Genomic DNA, 19,579 nt, shown 5'->3' on the forward strand with positions numbered 1-19,579 from the left:
CACCCCTAACCCCTCCCTGAAAGGGAGGGGGAATTTGAATGTCGATCCGCCCTAGCTTCGCAATTTCCTCTCCTGAATCTGCGTTCCGGCGAAGGAGAAGGCGGAACGTCGATGCGTGCTACTCGGCTTCGACCTGGCCGCCGAGCACCGAGCGCACCACCGCGTGATAGGTCCGGCCGACCGGCAGCGTGTCGCCGGCGGCGGTGAGGATGCGATAGCCTCCCGCCGGCCGCCGCCGGATCGCGGCGATGCTTTCGAGGCTCACGATGTGCGAGCGGTGGATGCGCACGAAGCGGCAGTCGTCGAGATGCGGCAGGATCGCGGTGATCGAGCTGCGATGGAGATAGGTGCGATCGCCCTGGTAGAGCCGGACATACTCGCCCTCGGCGCTGATCCGGTCGAGCTTGTCGAGCGCGATGCTCACCATCTCGCCGCGGCGCGAGACCCATAGCCTCTTGCCTTCGCTGCGCCCGCTCTGCCGATCCGAGCGGAGCTGGTCGAGCTGCTGCGAGAGCTCGTCGAGTCGGCGCCGCGCGCTTCGGTCGTCGATCGCGCGCTGGAGCCGATCGATCGCCTTTTCGAGCCGGCCATAGCGTACCGGCTTGGTGAGGAAGTCTATCGCGCCGCTGTCGAACGCGTTGGTTGCGAATTGCGGATAGGCGGTGACGAAGATGATCAGCGGGGCCGCGCCATCGGCCTCGGCGGCCAGTGCCTCGACCACGTCGAATCCGTCGAGCACGGGCATCTCGACATCGATCAGCACGGCGTCCGGGTGCAACTCGTCGATCCGTTCGAGAGCCTCGGCACCGCTGCGCGCGACACCGACCAATTCGACATCCCCATGCCGATCGAGCAGTGCAGACAGGCGATGGGTGGCGAGTGGCTCGTCGTCACAGATTAGCAGCCGTACCGTCATGCGTCGGGGCTCCCGTGGGTATCACGAAGCTGGCCGCGAACCGCCCTTCCGCGTCGATGCCGCTCGTGAAGCCGCAATCCTGATCATAGCGTACCAGCAACCGGCGTGCGACATTGGCGAGCCCGATGCCATGCCCCGCCGTCGCTTCGCGCGCGGCATTGGCCACCGTGTTGCGCACCGTGAGCCGCACGCCGCCTTCCTCGCGCGCGGCGATGATCTCGATCTCCGTGGTGCGGTCGCTGCGCGCGACGCCGTGCTTGATCGCGTTCTCGACCAGCGGCTGGAGGATCAGGCTGGGCAACTCGATCTTGCGGAGCGCCTCGGGTACGTCGATCACCACGCGCAGCCGGTCCGAGAAGCGCAGTGCCTCGACCGAGAGATAGAGCGACTGGAGCTCGATCTCGCGCGCCAGCGGCATGTCGTCGCCCGGATCGATCACCAGCGCCGCGCGCAGGAAATCGGAGAGATTCTCCACCATCTGCTCGGCGAAGTCCGACTTGCCCGACGAGATCAGCGACGCGATCGAGTTCAGCGTGTTGAACATGAAATGCGGGTTGAGCTGGTACTGGAGCGCGCGCAGCTGCGCGCTATGGGCGAGTTGCCGGAGCTCGGCCATGCGCCGCTCGCCTTCGCGAAGTTCCGCGCCATAGGCGCCGCTCAGCAGCATCGCCGAAATCGCGCAATAGGCCCAGAACCATTGCATCACCGCGCTGAAATAGGAGGGCAGGGTCGCCTGGCGCCAATTCTCCTCGGGCATGAAGGCCTGGAAGACGGTGAAGTTGACGGCGCTGTGCAGCACCGCGCCGGCAAGCGCGAGGAGCAGCGCGGTGCTCAACCGGAGCGTCCAGCCATGCCCGGCCTGGCGTTCGAGCACCATGCCGATCCCCAGCGAGATCGCGACGCCGGCCATTCCCACGATCGCGCGTGGCACGAGGAAGCTGCTGTCGTCGCCTGCGTCCATCAGCGCGCGTTGCGCCGTCAATGCGCAGAACTGGCCGACCCAGAACAGAAGGACGAGATAGACTGAAGTCGGAACGCCTCCGCTGCGCGTGCGTGCCGGCTCCGGGAGATCGCGGTGCATGTGCAGGTGCTAGGATACCCCGCGCGCGGCGTAAATCGCGCGCACGGTGCAGTTCGCGCCGCCCGTCGCGCAGTTCGCGATTTGCGCGCGCCGCCGTTACGCGGAATCAGGCGCCGAACGGCCGATCTAGCTGTGCCGCTCCGCTCGCCGCGATCGCGCGCGCGGCTTCGGGCGTGAACGCGTCGATCGCATCCGTACGCGCGCCGATCCAGGTCGTGGTCGAACCGAAAAGGTCGCGTTCGACGCGAAGCCTCAGCCCCCATCCGCGCACCGTCTCGACCGGATCGGCGGCACCGATCGCGGCGAACTTGCTGCGGATGCGATGGATGAAGATCTCGCGGTTATGGGGATTTCCATGGAGCGCGGCGATCGCGCTGTCGACGTCTTCCCAACTCGCCCGTCCGCGCCGAACCAGCAGCGAAAGGATTTCGGTCTCGAGCGGCGAGAGCCGCAATGTTACCCCGTTCCAGCGAATTTCCGGCGGCTCCGGCAGGAAGGCGAGGGCTCCGCGCTTGATGACCAGCCGCGAAAGCTCGTTCTGGACGAGTTGTTGTGGGGCCGACAGGGTCATCACCTGCGTCATGGAGACCTAGTACACCAGCCGGACGCGGCGCCTGAGGCCCGCGCTGCGAAGCGCGCCTTGCGGGCTTTAAACGACGACCGCGCAGCCGGCGGCGGCCGAACTGCGCGGTCTGCGCCATGAACTGCCGCATCGGCGGCCATGGCGCGGCGGCGGGGCACGCAGGGGAATGTAGCGTGCCTCGCCTGGGGCCTTCTAGAACTTCGCGCGCAACCCGAAGCGGAACACGCGCCCGACAATGCCCGCCTGGGTATAGGTCGGGTTATAATTGGCCGGCGGGCCCGCATAGGCGGCCGGGTTCAGCGGCGCCTTCTCTCCGGTGACGTTGATCACCGTGAGGAAGGCGTTGATATTGTCGCTGAGCTGATAGTCCGCCTGGATATTGCCATAGATGAACTCGCCGGTGCGGCACTCGACGATCTCCCTGGCCGACGCCGACGGGTTCTGCGGATAGAGGCAGCCGCCGCTCGGATCCTGATCATAGCCGATCGAGTCATAGCCGCTGACATAATAGACCGTACCGGTGAGGGTCGCCGGCCCCCATTCGAGGCTGGTCTGCCAGTTGCCGCGCCATTTCGGCGTGCCCGCGCCCGACGAGAGCGTGTAGGGGCTCTGCGTGCCGACATATTCGAAGGTCTGGCCGCCCGTCGTGAACTTGTAGTGGAAGATGTTGGTGACGCTCACGGCGGTGGCCAGGTGGACGTCCGCGGCGAGGCGGAACCTCGCCTCGATCGAGGCATCGATACCTTCGGTGACCAGCGAGTCCGCATTGACATAGGGCGCACCGACGATCGTCGGGCGCAGCGGCGCGCTCGGGAAGGCCGGATCGGGCTGATCGAAGGTGAGCACATAGCCGGCAGGCAGCGGCCGGCCGTTGAAATAGGCATCGAGCGCCGGTCCTGGCTGGGCCTGGATGATCACGCCGTTCTTGCTGATGTGATAGTAATCGGCCGTGAGCGTGAGCCATGGCAGCGGCTGGATCAGCGCGCCGAGCGTGTAGCTCTCCGACGTCTCGGGCTCCACGTCGGGATTGCCGATCGTGTTCGCGCCGAGATTATAGGCCTGGACATAGGGATTGGTCGGCCCGCCATGTGCGGCGACGAAGGCCTGATAGCCAGGATCGGCGACCGCCGAGATGTCGAGCGTGGTGAAGCCGAGCTGAGCGCTCGATCCGTTCTCGGCGAATTGCGGGGCGCGGAAGCCCTTCGAATAAGTGCCGCGCAGGACAACTTGCGGGATGGGCGTGATCTTTACCCCCACCTTGGGCGAGAAGTGGCTGAAACCTTCCGAATAATGGTCATAGCGCCCCGAGACGTCGATCTCGAGCTGCTTGATGATAGGCGCCTGTAGCTCGAAGAATCCCGCCCAGACCGTGTGATTGCCGAAGGCGAAGGACGAACCGAGCCCGAGAACGTCCTGGTTGGCATTCTCGTTTGGATCGCTGACCGCTTCGTAGCGGAACGATCCGCCGACGCCGAGGTTGAGCGGACCGCCGGGCAGGTCGAACAGTTCCTTGGTGATCACCGCCTGCACCATGTCGAGATCGGTGGTCGACCGCTTGGTGATGACCGGCGACAATGCGTTGCGCACGGCGACGCTGTTCATCGCCGGATCGACGAAATTGTAGGAACCGGTGGCGATCGCGTTCTGGAGCGCGGGGATGTTGAGGAAGCCGTAGCGCCGGCTGTCGAGCCAGGTGTGCGCGGCGACGCCGGCTAGCTGATAGCGCCAGCCGCCGGCGAACTCGCCCTCGATGGCGAGCACGCCGCGCAGCACATGGTTGAGCGACTCGGCGCGTGCCGGAATGTCGCCGAACGCATAGTTGATCAACGCCACGGCCCCGCTGGCCGCGAACGGGTTGTTCGGGTTGAGCTGGCCGTTGGCGAGCAGCGCCGGCAGTGTGATGCCGTTGGTGTTGATCGGCACGGTCGAGCGGATCTGGCGCGGCGGGAGGTTCGCCGAGACCTTGTTGGCGAAATAGCTGACGCTGGCATAGGCCGTGCTGTTGTCGTTGATCTTCACCGTCACGCGGCCGGTGACGCCGGCGCGGATCTGCGCCGGCTGGAGATCGCCATAGACGATGAGATCCTGCTGGCAGAAAGTGCCGCTGGTGGCGGTGCTGGTGCCGGGAGCCACCACGGTGGTCGCGCGCGGGCCGCAACCCGCGGGATTGAGCACCTGCGCCACGCCGTCGGGGACGCCGCTCAGCGGATCGGTCGGATCGGCGAGATGGCCCGGACGTACCACCGCATAGATCGAGCCGTTGTTGGTGCCCGGCCGGCCCGGCGCGCGGTTGACGCCGCCGATCGAGCGCAGGTCCTGCGTATTGTAGGGGAAGCCGCGGTCGCGCAGCGAGATGTTGGTGTCGCGCTGATATTCGAAATTGAGATAGGCGTTCCAGCCATTGCCATCGAGGGTGCCGGTGCCGACCGTCAGATTGGCACGCTGCGAGATGCCGTCGCCCTTCTCGGTCGCGCCGAACTCGCCGGTGCCCGCGACGCCCTGGAACTCGCGCTTCATGATCAGGTTGACGACGCCGCCGATCGCGTCCGCGCCATAAGTGGAGGACGCGCCGTCGCGCAGCACCTCGACCCGGTCGACCAGGCTCTGCGGAATGGTGTTCAGGTCGACGAAGCTCTTCTGTCCGTCATCGGCCAGTGCGTAATTGGCGGTGCGCAGCCCGTCGATCAGCACCAGCGTCGAGTTGACCGAGAGCCCGCGCAGCGACACGCCGGCCGACCCGCGCGCGAAGCCGTTGCTGAACGAGGTCGGGATCGATCCCGAATTGTCCGAACTGACCGAACGGATCGCATCGGCGATCGTGGTCTGCCCCGAGCGCGCCATGTCCTGCGCGGTGAGCACGGTCACCGGCGAGGGCGTGGCGGTCGAGGCCTGGCGGAACAGCGTTCCGGTGACGACGATCTCCTCGCCCTGCTCGCCGGTGTCGGTTGCCTGCGGGGCGGGCTCTTCCTGCGCCGCCGGCTGTTCTTGCGCCGCGGCGGGCGATGCCAGCCCCAGCGTCAGGCCAAGGAACGACGCGCTCGCGGCCAGATCGATCCGACACTTCCTTGTCATTGCCCACTCTCCCTTTCCAAAGGCTGCGGGTTAGACCTGTCCATGCGGGAGAAGCCCGCATCGGTGCAGCCAGTGCTATAAATAGCTCACAAGGAAAGTTGGGTTCGATACAATAAACACCCTAGATATGATCAATGTCACACCTAGTTGCATGGACACAACATCGATGTCTTTGGTGTAAGACTTTAGAAGTATAAGTAATGTATATTTATTACACAGGTGGAACGGTTGCTACTTTCCTTCTGTGTGTCCGGAGTTATGTTGCAATAGTGCTGCAATATTCATGATTCTGGCCCGATAGTTGTCGTTGAAGATTTATGGAATATTGACGAACACCGCCCGGCCAATGCCTCCGATTACCGCCCGCGCAAGTTTACAATCCGGCAATCGGTTCCGATCGAGCGCCGCCGTTGCGCCTGTTCACGCGAACGCCAACCGCAGCTCGTAGCGGAACGGCGTGCGTCCCGTGATGTAGAGACGGGTGCCGGGCAACTGCAGCCGGCCGCCGACCCAGGCGTAGTTCTCGCCCGGCCCTGCCTTGACTTGGCCGGCTCCGTTGCCCGGCCCGATCGTAAGCCGGTCCCGGCCCAGCTGGTAGGTCGCATGACCTTCCACCAGCTGGAAACCGCCGTCCGGCAGCTGCCGCGCGCCCTCCAGGACGCCGCCGTCGCGCAGGGTGAGCTCGATCGTCATATCGACGTCCTGCTCACCGTCGGTCTCGAACAGGAGGTGGTAGCCTGTCGGTTCGGGGGTGGCGGCGATACGGATGCCGAGGCGGCGGAAGCTGGCGGGGCGATGGTCGAAATCGAGTGCGCTGTTGAAGCGCCGGTCGACCGACGCGGTCATCGGATAAGCGCCGTCGGCCCGCCGCCGGTCGCGCGGCAGCGGCAGATAGTAAGGCACCTGCATCTCGCCTGCCATCCGAACGGTTCCGTCCGGATCCATCGCGATGGTTGCGGGCCGGAAATGACCCATGTTGAAGAAATCCGGGATCAGCCGCACCGCGTCCAGGGCCAGGCCGCCCTTCCACAGGCGGGCGAGGGTTGGGTTGGTCGCCAGCCCCGATCCGATCCGATTGTAGAAGGGCGAAGGCTTGCCGTCCGCATACCAGTCGCTCCCGGCATAGAAGGAGGCGGTCATCGGACCGCGCCGTTGCCGAACCAGCCCTACCGGCGCGAAGAGACGCGAGACGTCGGTGAACGGATTCCTTTCGGGGGGCAGGGGCCGCATGAGCTCGGGCCGTTCGAGGAAGTCGCCGAGCGTCTCGCCGAGCGACGCGCCCTCGTGCCGCTCGATCCAGCGCGTCACGCCCGCGAACCGGCCATTGCCGTCCGCCAATGCGAGTTCGCGGAACTGCAGATAATAGGTGTGCAGGGTCTGCCGGCGCTGGTCCTGATCCTGGCGGCGCGACAGGATGGTTTCGACATCGCCGGAGCCAGGCTCCGCCAGCACGATCGTCGTCTCGAGGTTGCGCCGGACGAGATCCCGCAAACCCGATAGCCCGGGCAGGCGAGCCAGAGCCAGCAGCGAGGGGTTGCTCACCTCGCCGGCGTAATTGGGGCTGCGCTCGGAATAGTTTCCGTCGGAATCGATGTCGATTCCCTCGCCCAGCCAGTCGTCGATGCGGTCGCGATATGCCGGCCTGGGATCGACGCGGTCGATCCGGGCGAGGGCCGCGCACAACTCCCAGCGGTGATTGGGCGTGTGGATGCCGCCGGTCAGAAGCGCGGGGCCGGCCTTGCGCATCATCGCGGCCAGCCGCGAGGCGATGGGCGCGCTCGACGGATGCCGGTCGTTGCGCAGCACGGCGATCATCGCCGCCATGTCCGCGATCAGAAACGACGTGTCGGGCGGCGAGTGCCGGTTTCCCGAGCTGAACGTGCCGTCGTCATGCTGGGCCGCTTCGACCTTGGCGAGCAGTTGCTCGATCGGCCCGGCGAGCTCGGCCTTATGGTAATGCGCTGACCGCGGCCAGACGAAGGGCGTGAGGAGGAGCCGCATCTGCCGCAGCACCGCGCGGGCCCCGAAACCGGGCCGCGGGGACCCGGACAGGATCGCGGCCGCCTCCCGATCCGCGGCGTCGGTGACGACGGCCAGCGTCGCCTCGTCCTCGCCGCGGGGGCTGGCGGCCAGGGGTGTCGCCATCGCCGCGGCGGCGGCCCCGACCGTACCGGCGATGAAGTCGCGTCGATCCATGCTTCCTCTCCCTGGCCGAATCCCCGGGGCTGTTCCGTGCTGCTCGCAGGCCGCGCATCTTCGCCCCGAGGATCAGGTTGCCGGTTCCGACATGCATGCCGGCCGGCAACCTCGTCCAGCATCGATATCGGTCGCGCGCCCCTCAGAAGTTGGCGCGCAACGTCGCCGTATAGGTTCGGCCGTCATAGTCCGCACGGCGCGGCAGGTTGGGCTGGTTCTCATATTCGACGCGGATGGCGTTGGTCAGGTTGTACGCGTCGAACGACAGGGAAAGCGCGCTGTTGATATTGTAGGAGGCGGAAAGATCCAGCTGGCCGCGGGTCCGCACCTGGCGGGCAGCGCCGGTGAAGCTGGCCGTCGAGGCGAGATCATATTTGCTGCGCAGATTGTAGACCAGGCGCAGGCCGTAATCCTTGGTCTCGTAATAGCCGATGACGTTGAAATTGTGCTTGGACACGCCGGGCAGCGTCGCCCGGGCACCGGTCAGGGTCTTACCGCTGATGGTGGTGTAGGCGTAGTTGAATCCGCCGCCCAGGTTGCGCAGCGCGCCGGGCAGGAAATCCAGCGACTGCTGGACATTGAACTCGACGCCGCGCACCGTGATCGGATTGGTCTGGTTCATGAAGCCCGATGCGGCCACCAGATAGGGCTGGGTGATGCCGCCCTGGGTATAGGTGAGGCTGGACTCGCAGCGGTCGCCGTTCACCGTCAGCGTGCCCAGGCCCAAGGCGGTCGCGTCGGCGGGGCAGAGCTCTCGCGGATCGCTTATCGTGGCGATGAGCCCGGTGATGCGCTTCTGATAGGCGGCCAGCGCGATCAGGCTGTTCGGGCGATTATACCATTCCGCCGAGATGTCGAACGACGTGGAATCGTAAGGCTTCAGATCCGGGTTGCCCAGCGTGACCGTGTAGACGCCGTTCACCGGCGTGCTGACGAGGGTGCTCGGCGAGAACTGGCGCGGCTGCGGCCGGACATAGGTGCGGTATGCCGCGGCACGGACGACGAAATTGTCCGTGATGTCCGCGACCGCGATGAAGGACGGCAGCAGCTTGTCATAGTTCTGCTTGAAGGTCTGCGTCCTGAAGTCGGACGGGCTGCCGATGACGTTGGTCAGCGTCACGCGGGCGAGCGCGTCGATGGTGTTGGTGGCATGCTCGTATCGCAGGCCGGCATTGCCGCGGATCGTGACCCCGCCCAGCTCGATCTCGTACTTCAGCTGGCCATAAGCGATCTTGAGGTCGGTCTGGTTGGTGAAGTTTTCCAGCTGATAGGCGTTGTTGGCATAGTGGATGTTGTAGCCCGAGGGCGACAGAGTGGCGTTCGGGAAGGCGGTCACCGGACGCAGCGCCGATATCGCCCGCTCGAGGTCGATGATCTGCCAGTTCTCGGTCGGCGACCCGCCGTTGCCGCCGAAGAAGTTCGACGCGAACGGGGCCGGCATCAGGAAGTCGCTGGTCACGTTCTGGATCGGAATGCCGTAGGCCATGATGCGATAGCCTTCCGCGGTATATTTGTTGCTCTCGTAGCGGGCACCGATCTGGATGCCGCTCAGCGGCCCGTCGAACTTGCGCTCGAGATCGAATTGTCCGGCATAGAGCCGCGTGCGGGCGAAGGCCTGGGTCCCCTGGAAGTTGAACCGGTTGCGGCGCAGCGCGGGGTCGGCATTGTCGAAGAAGGCGGCCGGGGCCGCGGTTCCGCCCCACACGCCCGTGCTGATGCCGGTGACGGTGACGACGGGGGCAGGGGCCAGCGTCTGGCTATAGTCTTCGATATTGCCGCTGCCCGTCCGGATCGTTCCCGTCACGCCGTTGCCGGCGGCGGTCTGCAGCGTGTTGAAGTCGAGCCCGATTTCCACCGAGCTGTTCGACGCCCTGGAGATCGTGCCGATCGCGTCGAAGCGCCAGTCGTCATTCTCCCAGTTCAGGTTGGCGTTCACGCCCCATGTCTTCTGGTGCTGGCTGTAGGAACGGCTGGACGAGACGATGTCGGCGTTCGAGAAGTTGAAGTCGTCCACCACGTAGCGGCCATCGGAAAGCGCGATCGGATCGCTGTTCGCCTGCAGGACGCTGGACGCGTTGTTCGAGGTGATGAGCAGATACTGCGCGGTCTTCGGCAACTTGCGATCGGAGTAGAAGCCGGTGACGCCGAACTTGGCCCCTTCGCTGAACCGCCATTCCATTCCCGCGGCGCCAGTATAGAGGTCGCCCTTGTTGCGGCGCGAATATTGCCGGTGCTGCGCGTCGTACAGCACGCCGGCGGTCGAGATCGAGCCGGTGCAGGAAGGACAGGCGGCCGAAGGGGCATAATAGGCGCCGAGCCGGGAGGCGTTGGCCTGCGCCTGGGCGGGGCTGAACGCCGCGTAGCTGTTGAACAGCACGGAATCGCGGCGGAAATTCTCGCGCTTGTACGCGAGCACGCCGAACACCGCGAAGTCGTCGCTGAGGTGGTAGTTGTAGCCGATCGTCGCGGCCGGCGCCGCCAGCTTGCCCAACTCGTTATATTCGACGGCCGCCTTGGCGAAGCCGCCGTCCTTGCGGCCGAGCGCCGGGGCGATCTGCAAGTCGACATTGCCCGAAAGGCCGCCGCTCTGCGCATTGGCGAGCGGCGACTTGTTGACGACGATCCCGCTGAAGATGTCCGAGTTGAACGCGCCGAGCGGCGCCGCGTCCGTCAGGATCGGCTCGGCGAACGCGACCCCGTTCAGGGTCAGGCGCGAATATTCGCCGGGCAGGCCGCGCAGGTTGATCGTGGCGTTCCGGCCCTCGGCCTCGCGATTGATCTGCACGCCGGGCACGCGCTGCAGCGCTTCGCCGACATTGAGGTCGGGAAAGCGGCCGAGACCGTCGGACGAGATGCCGTCGGTGATGGCCACTTCGTTGCGCTTGGCCGCGATGGCGTTGGCATAGCTCTGGCGAAAGCCGGTGACGACGATCTCGTCGGAGGCGCTCGATCCTTCCCGCTGCGACGGAGCCTCGGTGGGATCGGCAGGCGTCGCGGCCGTTGGAGACGCGCTCTGGGACTCCTGCGCCCAGGCTGGAGTGCTCGCGAGTATCGTGGCGCTCAGCAAGGCGGATGCGAACGCACGTGCACGTGGACGATGGATCATGATTGGCTAACCCTCCCCTATGCCCTGTTCCGGGCCTTGTTTGAGCGACCGGTCTCTGCGGACCGTAGCGCTCGGCTGAAATGCAATGGCGGCAGTGCCGCGCATTCTCACCCGCCCGCGCGTCGTCGCACGCGGTTCTCCGGCGGGTTCATGACAGGTGGCGACACCTCCCGGCGTTCGGCCGGCCCGGGAGCGGAATCGCCCATGAGGCGGTCCGCAGGGACCGGGGCAGACCGCTTCTTCGAGGGCCGCTCCTCTTCATTTCCATGATTAGAACGAATTTTTCATATAGTGTCAATCATGCAGTTTAAATTTCATTTTGAGGGCGCGCATGGCCGCGTCGCCTCGCAAACCTCCACGCCAAGCGGCATCGAGATCACGCGGATACGTCTCGGAGAGGGCATTGGAAAAGCTGCTTCCGATGGAAGCGCAGGGGCGATTCGGGCGGCCCGGCCGGAAGTCGAATCGCCACGAAGTCGCGGGAAACGGAACCGGGCGATCCGGCTCCGTCCGCCCGTCAGAGCCGGACCACGACGCCTTCCGCGGCGGACCGGGCAGCGGCTTCGGCAAGGACCAGCGAGGCCACGCCGTCATGCTGGTCGATCAGCGGCGTCGCGCCGTCGATGACGTCGGCGAAGTGCGCGATCTCCCGCGCATAGGCACCCGCATAGCGGTCCAGGAAGAAGTTCTGGAAGCGGTCGGCCGCCGCGCCCGCCTCGCCCCAGGTCTCGACGGTGGTCTCGAGCTGGTTCTGGGCCCGGATCATGCCGTTGGAGCAGAAGGCCTCGATACGCTGGTCATAGCCATATCCGCTGCGCCGGCTGCTGGAGATCATGCAGATGCGGCCCGATGCGGTGCGCAGGATCGTCTTGGCGGTGTCGGCATCGCCGGCTTCGCCGATCGCGGGATCGATCAGCACGGCGCTGGTCGTGAACACTTCGGTCACCTCCTCGTTCAGCAACCAGCGCGCCATGTCGAAATCGTGGATCACCATGTCCTTGAAGATGCCGCCCGATACCTTGACGTAGTCGATCGGGGGCGGGGCGGGATCGTGGCTGATGATGTGCAGCGTCTCGATCTGCCCGGCTTCGCCGGCTGCGAGCTTCGCCTGGAGCGCGGCGAAGTTGACGTCGAAGCGGCGATTGAAGCCAAGGAACAGCTTGGCGCCGATCTCGTCCAGCGTCTTGGCGCTGGCGCGTGCGCGCGCGAGGTCCTGATCGAGCGGCTTTTCGCAGAAGACCGCCTTGCCGGCCCGGGCGGCGGCGAGGCTGTAGTCGAGATGGGTGTCGGTCGAGCTGGCGACGATCACGCCGCGGATCGCCGGATCGGCCAGCGCCTCCTCGATGCTCCGCACCTCGGCGTCATGCTGCTCCGCCAGCGCATTGGCCGCGCCCGCGACCGGATCGACGACGCAGGCGAGGCGCAGTCCCGGATGGGCGGCCGTATTGGCGGCGTGGATCTTGCCGATTCGCCCCGCACCGATCAGCGCTATGTCGTGCATGCCACTCTCCTGGAATATTATTTTCAAACGAATCAAATATGGAACAATGCGTGCATAGCTCGTAGCGTCGCGCCACGCGATAGTTGCGTTCGAAAATGGAATAGATATTTCATGCAAGGAGACGAGGGGGTGTCGATGCCCGAAGTGCCTGTTGCGCCCACCACCGCCGAAGAGCTGCGCGCTGAGATCGTGCTGCGATACGAGAGCCTGAGCAAGAGGCTGAAGCAGATCGCACGCTACGTCCTGGACGAGCCGAACGATATCGCGCTGGAAACACTGGCGGTGATCGCCGCGCGCTGTGACGTGCAGCCTTCGGCGATCATCCGGTTCGCGAAGACCTTCGGTTTCGAAGGCGCGAGCCAGATGCAGCGGCTGTTCCGGGATGGCCTGCTCAGCAACAATGTCGCGCTCGGCTATTCGGAGCGGGTTCGCCAGCTGAACGATGCGACCAGCGCAGACGGGGCGGAGCCTGCGGATCTCCTCGCCGAGTTCGTCGAGGGCAACATGCTGGCGTTGCAGAACCTCCTGCAGACCGTGGGCAAGGCCGACATGCGCGCCGCCGTCGACCTGATCGCCGACGCGCAGACCGTGCACGTCGTCGGCTTCCGGCGATCCTTCCCGGTCGCCTCCTATCTGGTCTATTCGCTGCTGCAGGCGGGCAAGCGGGCGGTCTTCATCGATGGGGTCGCGGGGCTCGCACTGGCGCAGGTCCAGGCGATGCAGCCGCAGGACCTGCTGATCGCCGTCAGCTACCATCCCTATGCCGAAGAGACGATCGCGGTCGTCGAGGCGGCGCGCGCGAGCGGCGGCAAGGTGCTGGCGATCAGCGACAGCCTGGTCAGCCCCGTCGCGAAGCCCGCGGACCTGGTGCTGCAGACCCGCGAATCGGAGGTGCGCAAGTTCCGGTCGCTCTCCGCGTCCATGTGCCTCGCGCAGGCGCTGGTCATCAACTTCGCCTTCGAAGCTTCGCGCGCGCCCGCCGGGCGGAGTCGCGGATCCAGGTCCTGAATCATGGCCCAGCCGCTTTCCTCGGCGAGGAAAGAAGTGAAACGCTTATTGCAAAATATAGAATCATGGAATAATCGTTTTAGACCAGAGAGGGACGGTCTGAAACAGATGGGCGAGGATGGTGCATCGGAAGCCGGTTACGGGCTGGACCTGGTCACGCTGGGGCGTGCCGCGATCGATCTCTACGGAGAGCAGGTGGGCGGGCGGCTCGAGGACATGGCGAGCTTCGCCAAATATATCGGCGGCAGCCCGACCAACACGGCGGTCGGGGCGTCGAGGCTCGGCCTGCGGACGGGGCTGCTGACGCGCGTCGGTGATGACCATTTCGGGCGCTTCCTCCTGGAGGAGCTCGCCCGCGAAGGCGTCTCGACCGAGGGGGTGCGGATCGATCCCGAGCGGCTGACCGCGCTGGCGGTCCTCGGCATCCGCGATCCGGATACCTTCCCGCTCATCTTCTATCGGGAGAATTGCGCCGACATGGCGCTGGCCGCCGAGGATATCGATCCCGCCTTCCTGGATCGCGCCGGAGCGCTGCTGATCAACGGCACCCATCTTTCGCAGCCCGGCGTCTTCGCGGCGAGCGTCAAGGCCGCCGAGCTGATGAAGGCCGGGGGCGGCCGGGTCGTCTTCGACATCGACTACCGGCCGGTCCTGTGGGGCCTGGCGGGAAAGGCGAACGGCGAGGACCGGTTCGTCGCCAGCGCGAAGGTCACCGCCGAGCTTCGGCGCGTGCTGCCGCTGTGCGACCTCATCGTCGGAACCGAGGAGGAGATGCATATCCTCGGCGGCGAGACCGATACCATGGCGGCGCTGCGTGCCATTCGCGCGGAGACCGGCGCGTTGCTGGTCTGCAAGCGGGGCGCGGAGGGCTGCGTCGCCTTCCCCGATGCCATTCCCCAGGACTTCGAGGGCGGCGTCGTCGGCCGCGGCTTCCCGATCGAGGTGTTCAACGTCCTCGGCGCGGGCGACGCCTTCATGGCGGGTTTTCTGCGCGGCTGGCTGCGCGGCATGCCGCTGGAGAAATGCTGCGAGCTCGCCAATGCCTGTGGCGCGCTGGTGGTCTCGCGGCACGGCTGCGCGCCCGCAATGGCCTCATGGGAAGAACTGCAGGCCTTTCTCGCGGGCGACTGGCCGTCCCGCCTGCGCGAGAGTGCCGCGCTCGAGCAACTGCATTGGTCGACCAACCGCAGGGGCGACCATGCCGATCTGACGGTGCTCGCGATCGATCACCGCAGCCAGTTCGACGATCTCATCGCCGACCTCGGCACCGGCGACGCCGATCGGATCGCGCGGTTCAAGAACCTCGCTTTGCACGCCGTGCACCGCCTCGCCCGCGGAGACGCGCGCTACGGCGTGCTGCTGGACGGACGGTTCGGGGCGAGGGCGCTCGAGGCCGCGGCCGAGCTCCCTTATTGGATCGGGCGGCCGATCGAGGTCCCGGGCTCGCGGCCGATCGCGTTCGAAGGCTCGCCGGACGTCGCGGTCACCTTGCGCGAGTGGCCGACCGGCCAGGTGGTCAAGTGCCTGGTCTTCTACCATCCCGACGACGATGCCGAGATGATGGCGCGCCAGGACCGGCAGATCCTGCGGCTGTTCGACGCGTGCCGGGCCACGCGCCACGAGTTCCTCCTCGAGGTGATCGCCAGCAAGCACGGGCCGGTGGACAGCGGCACCATCGCGCGCGTCATCGATCGCATCTATGGATTGGGCGTGTACCCCGATTGGTGGAAACTGGAGCCCGCGAGCGATGCCCCGACCTGGGCGGCAATCGAAGCCGCGATCCTGCGCCACGACCCGCTTTGCCGGGGCATCGTGCTGCTGGGGCTGTCGGCGCCGGTGGACGAACTGCTCGCCGCCATCGCCGCCGCCGCGCCGTTCCGGCTCGTGAAGGGCTTCGCGGTGGGCCGCACCATCTTCCACGACGTGGCGACGCGTTGGCTGGTGGGCGAGCTGGACGACGACGGCGCGATCGGCGCGCTGAGCGAGAATCTGCGCGTGCTCGCCGATGCCTGGCGCGCGGCCCGCAAGGAGCGGATTGCCGCATGAGCCGCACAATGCGCCTTACCGCGGCCCAGGCGGCGACCCGCTACCTCGCGGCCCAGATGGTGGAGATCGACGGGCGGAGCCTGCCCTATTTCGCCGGCGTCTGGGCGATCTTCGGTCACGGCAACGTGGCCGGCATGGGGGAGGCGCTCGCCGGAGTCGAAGAGGTACTCCCAACCTATCGCGCGCATAGCGAGCAGGGAATGGCGCATGCGGCGATCGCCTTCGCCAAGGCGTCGCGCCGGCGCCGGGCGATGGCCTGCACGACCTCGATCGGCCCCGGCGCGACCAACATGGTGACCGCGGCGGCGCTGGCGCACGTCAACCGCCTGCCGGTCCTGTTCCTGCCGGGCGACGTCTATGCCAGCCGCCGGCCCGATCCGGTGCTCCAGCAGGTCGAGGACTTTGCCGACGCGACGGTCTCCGCGAACGACTGCTTCCGGCCGGTCTCGCGCTATTTCGACCGGATCACGCGCGCGGATCAGCTGCTGGACGCGCTGCCGCGCGCGATGGCGGTCCTGACCGACCCGGCGACATGCGGGCCCGTGACCTTGTGCCTGTGCCAGGACGTGCAGGCCGAGGCGTTCGACTATCCCGAGAGCTTCTTCGCGCCGCGAACCTGGCGTTCCCGCCGGGTCCGGCCCGACGCGGACGAGCTGGAGACGCTGGCGGCGGCGATCCGCTCGGCCAAGGCGCCGCTGATCGTCGCGGGCGGCGGCGTCCTCTATTCCGAAGCCGAGGCGGTGCTGGCGGCCCTGGCGGAGCGGACCGGCATTCCCGTCGCCGAGACGCAGGCGGGGAAGGGGGCTTTGCCCTGGGACCATCCGCAGGCGCTCGGAAGCATCGGCGTCACCGGCACGAGCGCGGCCAACGAAGCCGCGGCCGCCGCGGACCTGGTGATCGGCATCGGCACCCGGCTTCAGGACTTCACCACCGGATCGCGCACGCTGTTCGCCGGCAAGCGGCTGTTCCAGGTCAATGTGGCGCAGAACGACGTTTGCAAGCATGCGGCCGAGCCTGTGCTGGGCGACGCGCGCGCCACGCTGGAACTGCTCGAGGCGGCGCTCGGGGACCATCGCGTCGCGCCGGGCTGGAGCGGCGCGTGCGCCGGGCGCGTGCAGGAATGGAATCGCGCCTGGGAAGCGGCAACGGCTCCCGGCAACGCGCTGCCTTCCGATGCGCAGGTGATCGGGGCCGTGTGGCGTCAGGCGCCGGCGGATGCGGTGGTGGTCTGCGCTGCCGGCGGTCTTCCGGGCGAGCTCCACAAGCTCTGGCGCAGCCGCCGCCCGGGCGGTTACCATGTCGAATACGGCTTCTCGTGCATGGGCTATGAGATCGCCGGCGGGCTGGGCGTGAAAATGGCCGATCCGTCGCGCGACGTGTTCGTGATGGTGGGCGACGGCAGCTATCTGATGCTCAATTCCGAGCTCGCCACCTCGGTGATGCTGGGCCGCAAGATCACCGTCGTGTTGCTCGACAACCGCGGTTACGGCTGCATCAACCGGCTGCAGCAGGGTACCGGCGGCCGCCCCTTCAACAACCTGCTCGCCGATGCGCGCCACGCGGCGCTGCCCGACATCGACTTCGCCGGCCATGCCCGCAGCCTCGGCGCCTCCGCCGAGAAGGTGAGCGGCATCGCCGGGCTCGAAGCCGCGCTCGGCCGCGCCGCGCAATCGGACAGGAGCTACGTGATCGTGATCGACACCGATCCCGTGATCACCACCGAGGCCGGCGGCCATTGGTGGGACGTGGCGGTGCCCGAAGTGTCCGGCCGGCCCGAAGTGCAGGCCGCGCGGCGCGACTATGAAGCCAGGATTTCCGGAGAGAGACGATGACGATCCGCTGGGGCGTGAGCCCGATCGCCTGGTGCAACGACGACATGCCGGAGCTGGGCGCAGACACCACCCTCGACATGCTCCTGACCGACGTGAAGGCGATCGGATTCGATGGCGTCGAACTGGGCAACAAGTTCCCGCGCGATCCCGCGGCGCTGAAGCCGATCATGGCCCGCCACGGTCTCGCGATCGTCGGCGGCTGGTATTCCTCGAACCTGCTGGTCCGCGACGCCGAAGCCGAGATCGAAGCGCTGGCCAGCCATCTCGCGCTGCTCGAGGCGATGGGATCGTCGGTCTTCATCCTCGCCGAGACCTCGAACGCCGTCCATGGCGACCGCGGCAGCCGGCTCGATAAGCACCCGTTGCTCGCACCCGAAGACTGGCAGGCCTTCGGCGAGCGGCTGAACGCCGTCGCGCGCTACGTGGGCGATCGCGGACTGCGCTTCGCCTACCACCATCACCTCGGCACGGTGGTGGAGACGCGCGACGAGCTCGAACGCTTCTTCGACGCGACCGGCGATCATGTCGGTCTCGTCCTCGACACGGGCCATGCGCTCTATGGCGGGATCGAGCCGCTCGACATCGTCCGGACGCGCCCCGAGCGCGTCGCCCATGTCCATTGCAAGGATGTCCGGGCCAGCCGCTACCAGGACTTCCGCGCGGATGGGACCAGCTTTCTGGACGGTGTGGTCGGCGGCATGTTCACCGTCCCCGGCGACGGCGACTATGACTATGCGCCGTTCCTGCGCGCGCTCGCCGACATCGACTATTCGGGCTGGATCGTGGTCGAGGCCGAGCAGGATCCTGCGGTGGCCGATCCGCGCCGGTACAGCCAGCTGGGGCTCGACACGCTGAAGGCGCTCGCCCGCCAGGCGGAGCTGGCCTGATGTCGTTGCGCCTGCGGTCCCATGCTCCGGACGGCGACGGTACGGTATTGGAAGTGACGCCGGAAAGCGCAGGCTGGCGCTATGTCGGCTTCCGCGTCGTCAAGCTCGCCACCGGACAAGGATATGCGCATCGCGAGGAAGGCCGCGAGGCTTGCCTGGTGGTGCTGACCGGCACCGTCGCGGTCGAAGCCGCGGGCGAGCGGTTCGAAACGCTGGGAGGCCGGGAGACGGTGTTCGACGGCGCGGCGACCTCGGTCTATCTGCCGGCCGGTACCGACTATGCCGTCACCGCCGCGAGCGACGCCGAAGTCGCGGTCTGCACCGCCCCGGGGACGGGTGCCGGCAAGGTCCGCTTGATCCGCTCCGATCAGGTCGAGATACGCGGCAAGGGGACGAATACGCGCCACGTGCGCAACATCCTCTCCGATGCCGATGAGGCCGAGAGCCTGCTCGTCGTCGAAGTGATCACGCCGGGCGGTCACTGGTCGAGCTATCCGCCGCACAAGCACGATCGGGATGCCTGGCCCGAGGAGACCTTCCTCGAGGAAACCTATTACCATCGGCTGTCGCCGCCCCAGGGCTTCGCTTTCCAGCGCGTCTACACCGACGAACGCGACATCGACGAGACGATCGCGGTCGAGGATGGCGACGTGGTGATGGTGCCGCGCGGCTATCATCCGGTCGGCGCGCCGCATGGCTACGACCTTTATTATCTCAACGTGATGGCGGGCCCCCGGCGCAACTGGGTGTTCCGCAACGATCCCGCGCACGACTGGATCGTGCGCCAATAAGGACAAGTGAATGAGGCAGGTGGATCACGTCATCGCCGGCGGCGCCGGTGGCAGCGCGCCCGCGCGTTTCGGCGAGGTGTTCAACCCGAGTACCGGCGCGGTCCAGGCCCGCGTTCGCCTGGGCACCCAGGCCGATCTCGACCGCGCGGTGGCGGCTGCGCAGGCCGCGCAGCCGGCCTGGGCCGCGACCAACCCGCAGCGCCGGGCGCGCGTGATGTTCCGCTTCAAGGAACTGGTCGAGGCGAATATGGACGCGCTCGCGCACCTGCTCTCGTCGGAGCACGGCAAGGTCATCGCCGATGCCAAGGGCGACATCCAGCGCGGGCTCGAGGTGATCGAGTTCGCCTGCGGCGTGCCCCACGCATTGAAGGGCGAGTACACCCAGGGCGCCGGCCCCGGCATCGACGTCTATTCGATGCGCTTGCCCGTAGGCATCGGCGCGGGGATCACCCCGTTCAACTTCCCCGCGATGATCCCCTTGTGGATGTCGGGCGTCGCGATCGCCTGCGGCAATGCCTTCCTCCTCAAGCCCAGCGAGCGCGACCCCAGCGTCCCCGTCC

13 protein-coding genes are annotated in these 19,579 nt (G+C 66.8%); 6 read left to right on the top strand and 7 right to left on the bottom strand.

Features of this window, described 5'->3' with window-relative positions:
- Window positions 1-118: 118 nt before the first annotated feature.
- The 7 genes from MT490_RS07465 to iolG all read right to left on the bottom strand — a co-directional run bounded on the left by MT490_RS07465 (window position 119) and on the right by iolG (window position 12,455).
- Window positions 119-916, bottom strand: coding sequence for a LytTR family DNA-binding domain-containing protein (locus MT490_RS07465; protein ID WP_297385671.1), 798 nt, complete (start codon window positions 914-916; stop codon window positions 119-121).
- The gene (locus MT490_RS07470) at window positions 891-1,997 is read right to left on the bottom strand and encodes a histidine kinase (RefSeq protein WP_297385672.1); all 1,107 of its coding nucleotides are present in this window, start codon (window positions 1,995-1,997) and stop codon (window positions 891-893) included. The genes MT490_RS07465 and MT490_RS07470 overlap by 26 nt, the downstream gene beginning before the upstream one ends.
- A 106-nt stretch (window positions 1,998-2,103) precedes the next feature.
- Window positions 2,104-2,568: a helix-turn-helix domain-containing protein gene (locus MT490_RS07475; protein ID WP_297385674.1), complete on the bottom strand. Its 465-nt coding sequence runs from the start codon at window positions 2,566-2,568 to the stop codon at window positions 2,104-2,106.
- A gap of 204 nt (window positions 2,569-2,772) precedes the next feature.
- Window positions 2,773-5,652, bottom strand: coding sequence for a TonB-dependent receptor (locus MT490_RS07480; protein ID WP_297385675.1), 2,880 nt, complete (start codon window positions 5,650-5,652; stop codon window positions 2,773-2,775).
- A gap of 420 nt (window positions 5,653-6,072) precedes the next feature.
- Entirely contained in the window at window positions 6,073-7,848 is a 1,776-nt protein-coding gene (locus MT490_RS07485) for a hypothetical protein (RefSeq protein WP_297385677.1), read from the bottom strand.
- Between the two features lie 142 nt (window positions 7,849-7,990).
- Window positions 7,991-10,954: a TonB-dependent receptor gene (locus MT490_RS07490; RefSeq protein ID WP_297385679.1), complete on the bottom strand. Its 2,964-nt coding sequence runs from the start codon at window positions 10,952-10,954 to the stop codon at window positions 7,991-7,993.
- Window positions 10,955-11,471: 517 nt separating this feature from the next.
- Window positions 11,472-12,455: an inositol 2-dehydrogenase gene (gene iolG / locus MT490_RS07495; RefSeq protein ID WP_297385680.1), complete on the bottom strand. Its 984-nt coding sequence runs from the start codon at window positions 12,453-12,455 to the stop codon at window positions 11,472-11,474.
- Between the two features lie 135 nt (window positions 12,456-12,590).
- On the opposite strand from iolG, the gene MT490_RS07500 reads away from it, so the two are divergent.
- The 6 genes from MT490_RS07500 to MT490_RS07525 form a co-directional block, all read left to right on the top strand.
- Window positions 12,591-13,463 (top strand): MurR/RpiR family transcriptional regulator, encoded by an 873-nt coding sequence (locus MT490_RS07500; RefSeq protein WP_297385682.1) that lies wholly within the window; start codon window positions 12,591-12,593, stop codon window positions 13,461-13,463.
- 108 nt (window positions 13,464-13,571) lie between these two features.
- Entirely contained in the window at window positions 13,572-15,509 is a 1,938-nt protein-coding gene (iolC, locus tag MT490_RS07505; RefSeq protein WP_297385684.1) for a 5-dehydro-2-deoxygluconokinase, read from the top strand.
- Window positions 15,506-17,341 (top strand): 3D-(3,5/4)-trihydroxycyclohexane-1,2-dione acylhydrolase (decyclizing), encoded by a 1,836-nt coding sequence (gene iolD, locus MT490_RS07510; protein ID WP_297385686.1) that lies wholly within the window; start codon window positions 15,506-15,508, stop codon window positions 17,339-17,341. The genes iolC and iolD overlap by 4 nt, the downstream gene beginning before the upstream one ends.
- On the top strand, window positions 17,338-18,228 hold the full coding sequence (iolE, locus tag MT490_RS07515; protein WP_297385688.1) for a myo-inosose-2 dehydratase: 891 nt from the start codon (window positions 17,338-17,340) through the stop codon (window positions 18,226-18,228). Before iolD ends, iolE begins: the two co-directional genes overlap by 4 nt.
- Entirely contained in the window at window positions 18,228-19,019 is a 792-nt protein-coding gene (iolB, locus tag MT490_RS07520; protein ID WP_297385690.1) for a 5-deoxy-glucuronate isomerase, read from the top strand. Before iolE ends, iolB begins: the two co-directional genes overlap by 1 nt.
- Window positions 19,020-19,029: 10 nt before the next feature.
- Window positions 19,030-19,579, top strand: a 550-nt coding sequence (locus MT490_RS07525; protein ID WP_297385692.1) for an aldehyde dehydrogenase family protein, incomplete at its 3' end; no start/stop codon positions are given.

The organism is Sphingomonas sp., assembly GCF_026460985.1.
In the GTDB taxonomy this organism is placed as follows: domain Bacteria; phylum Pseudomonadota; class Alphaproteobacteria; order Sphingomonadales; family Sphingomonadaceae; genus Sphingomonas.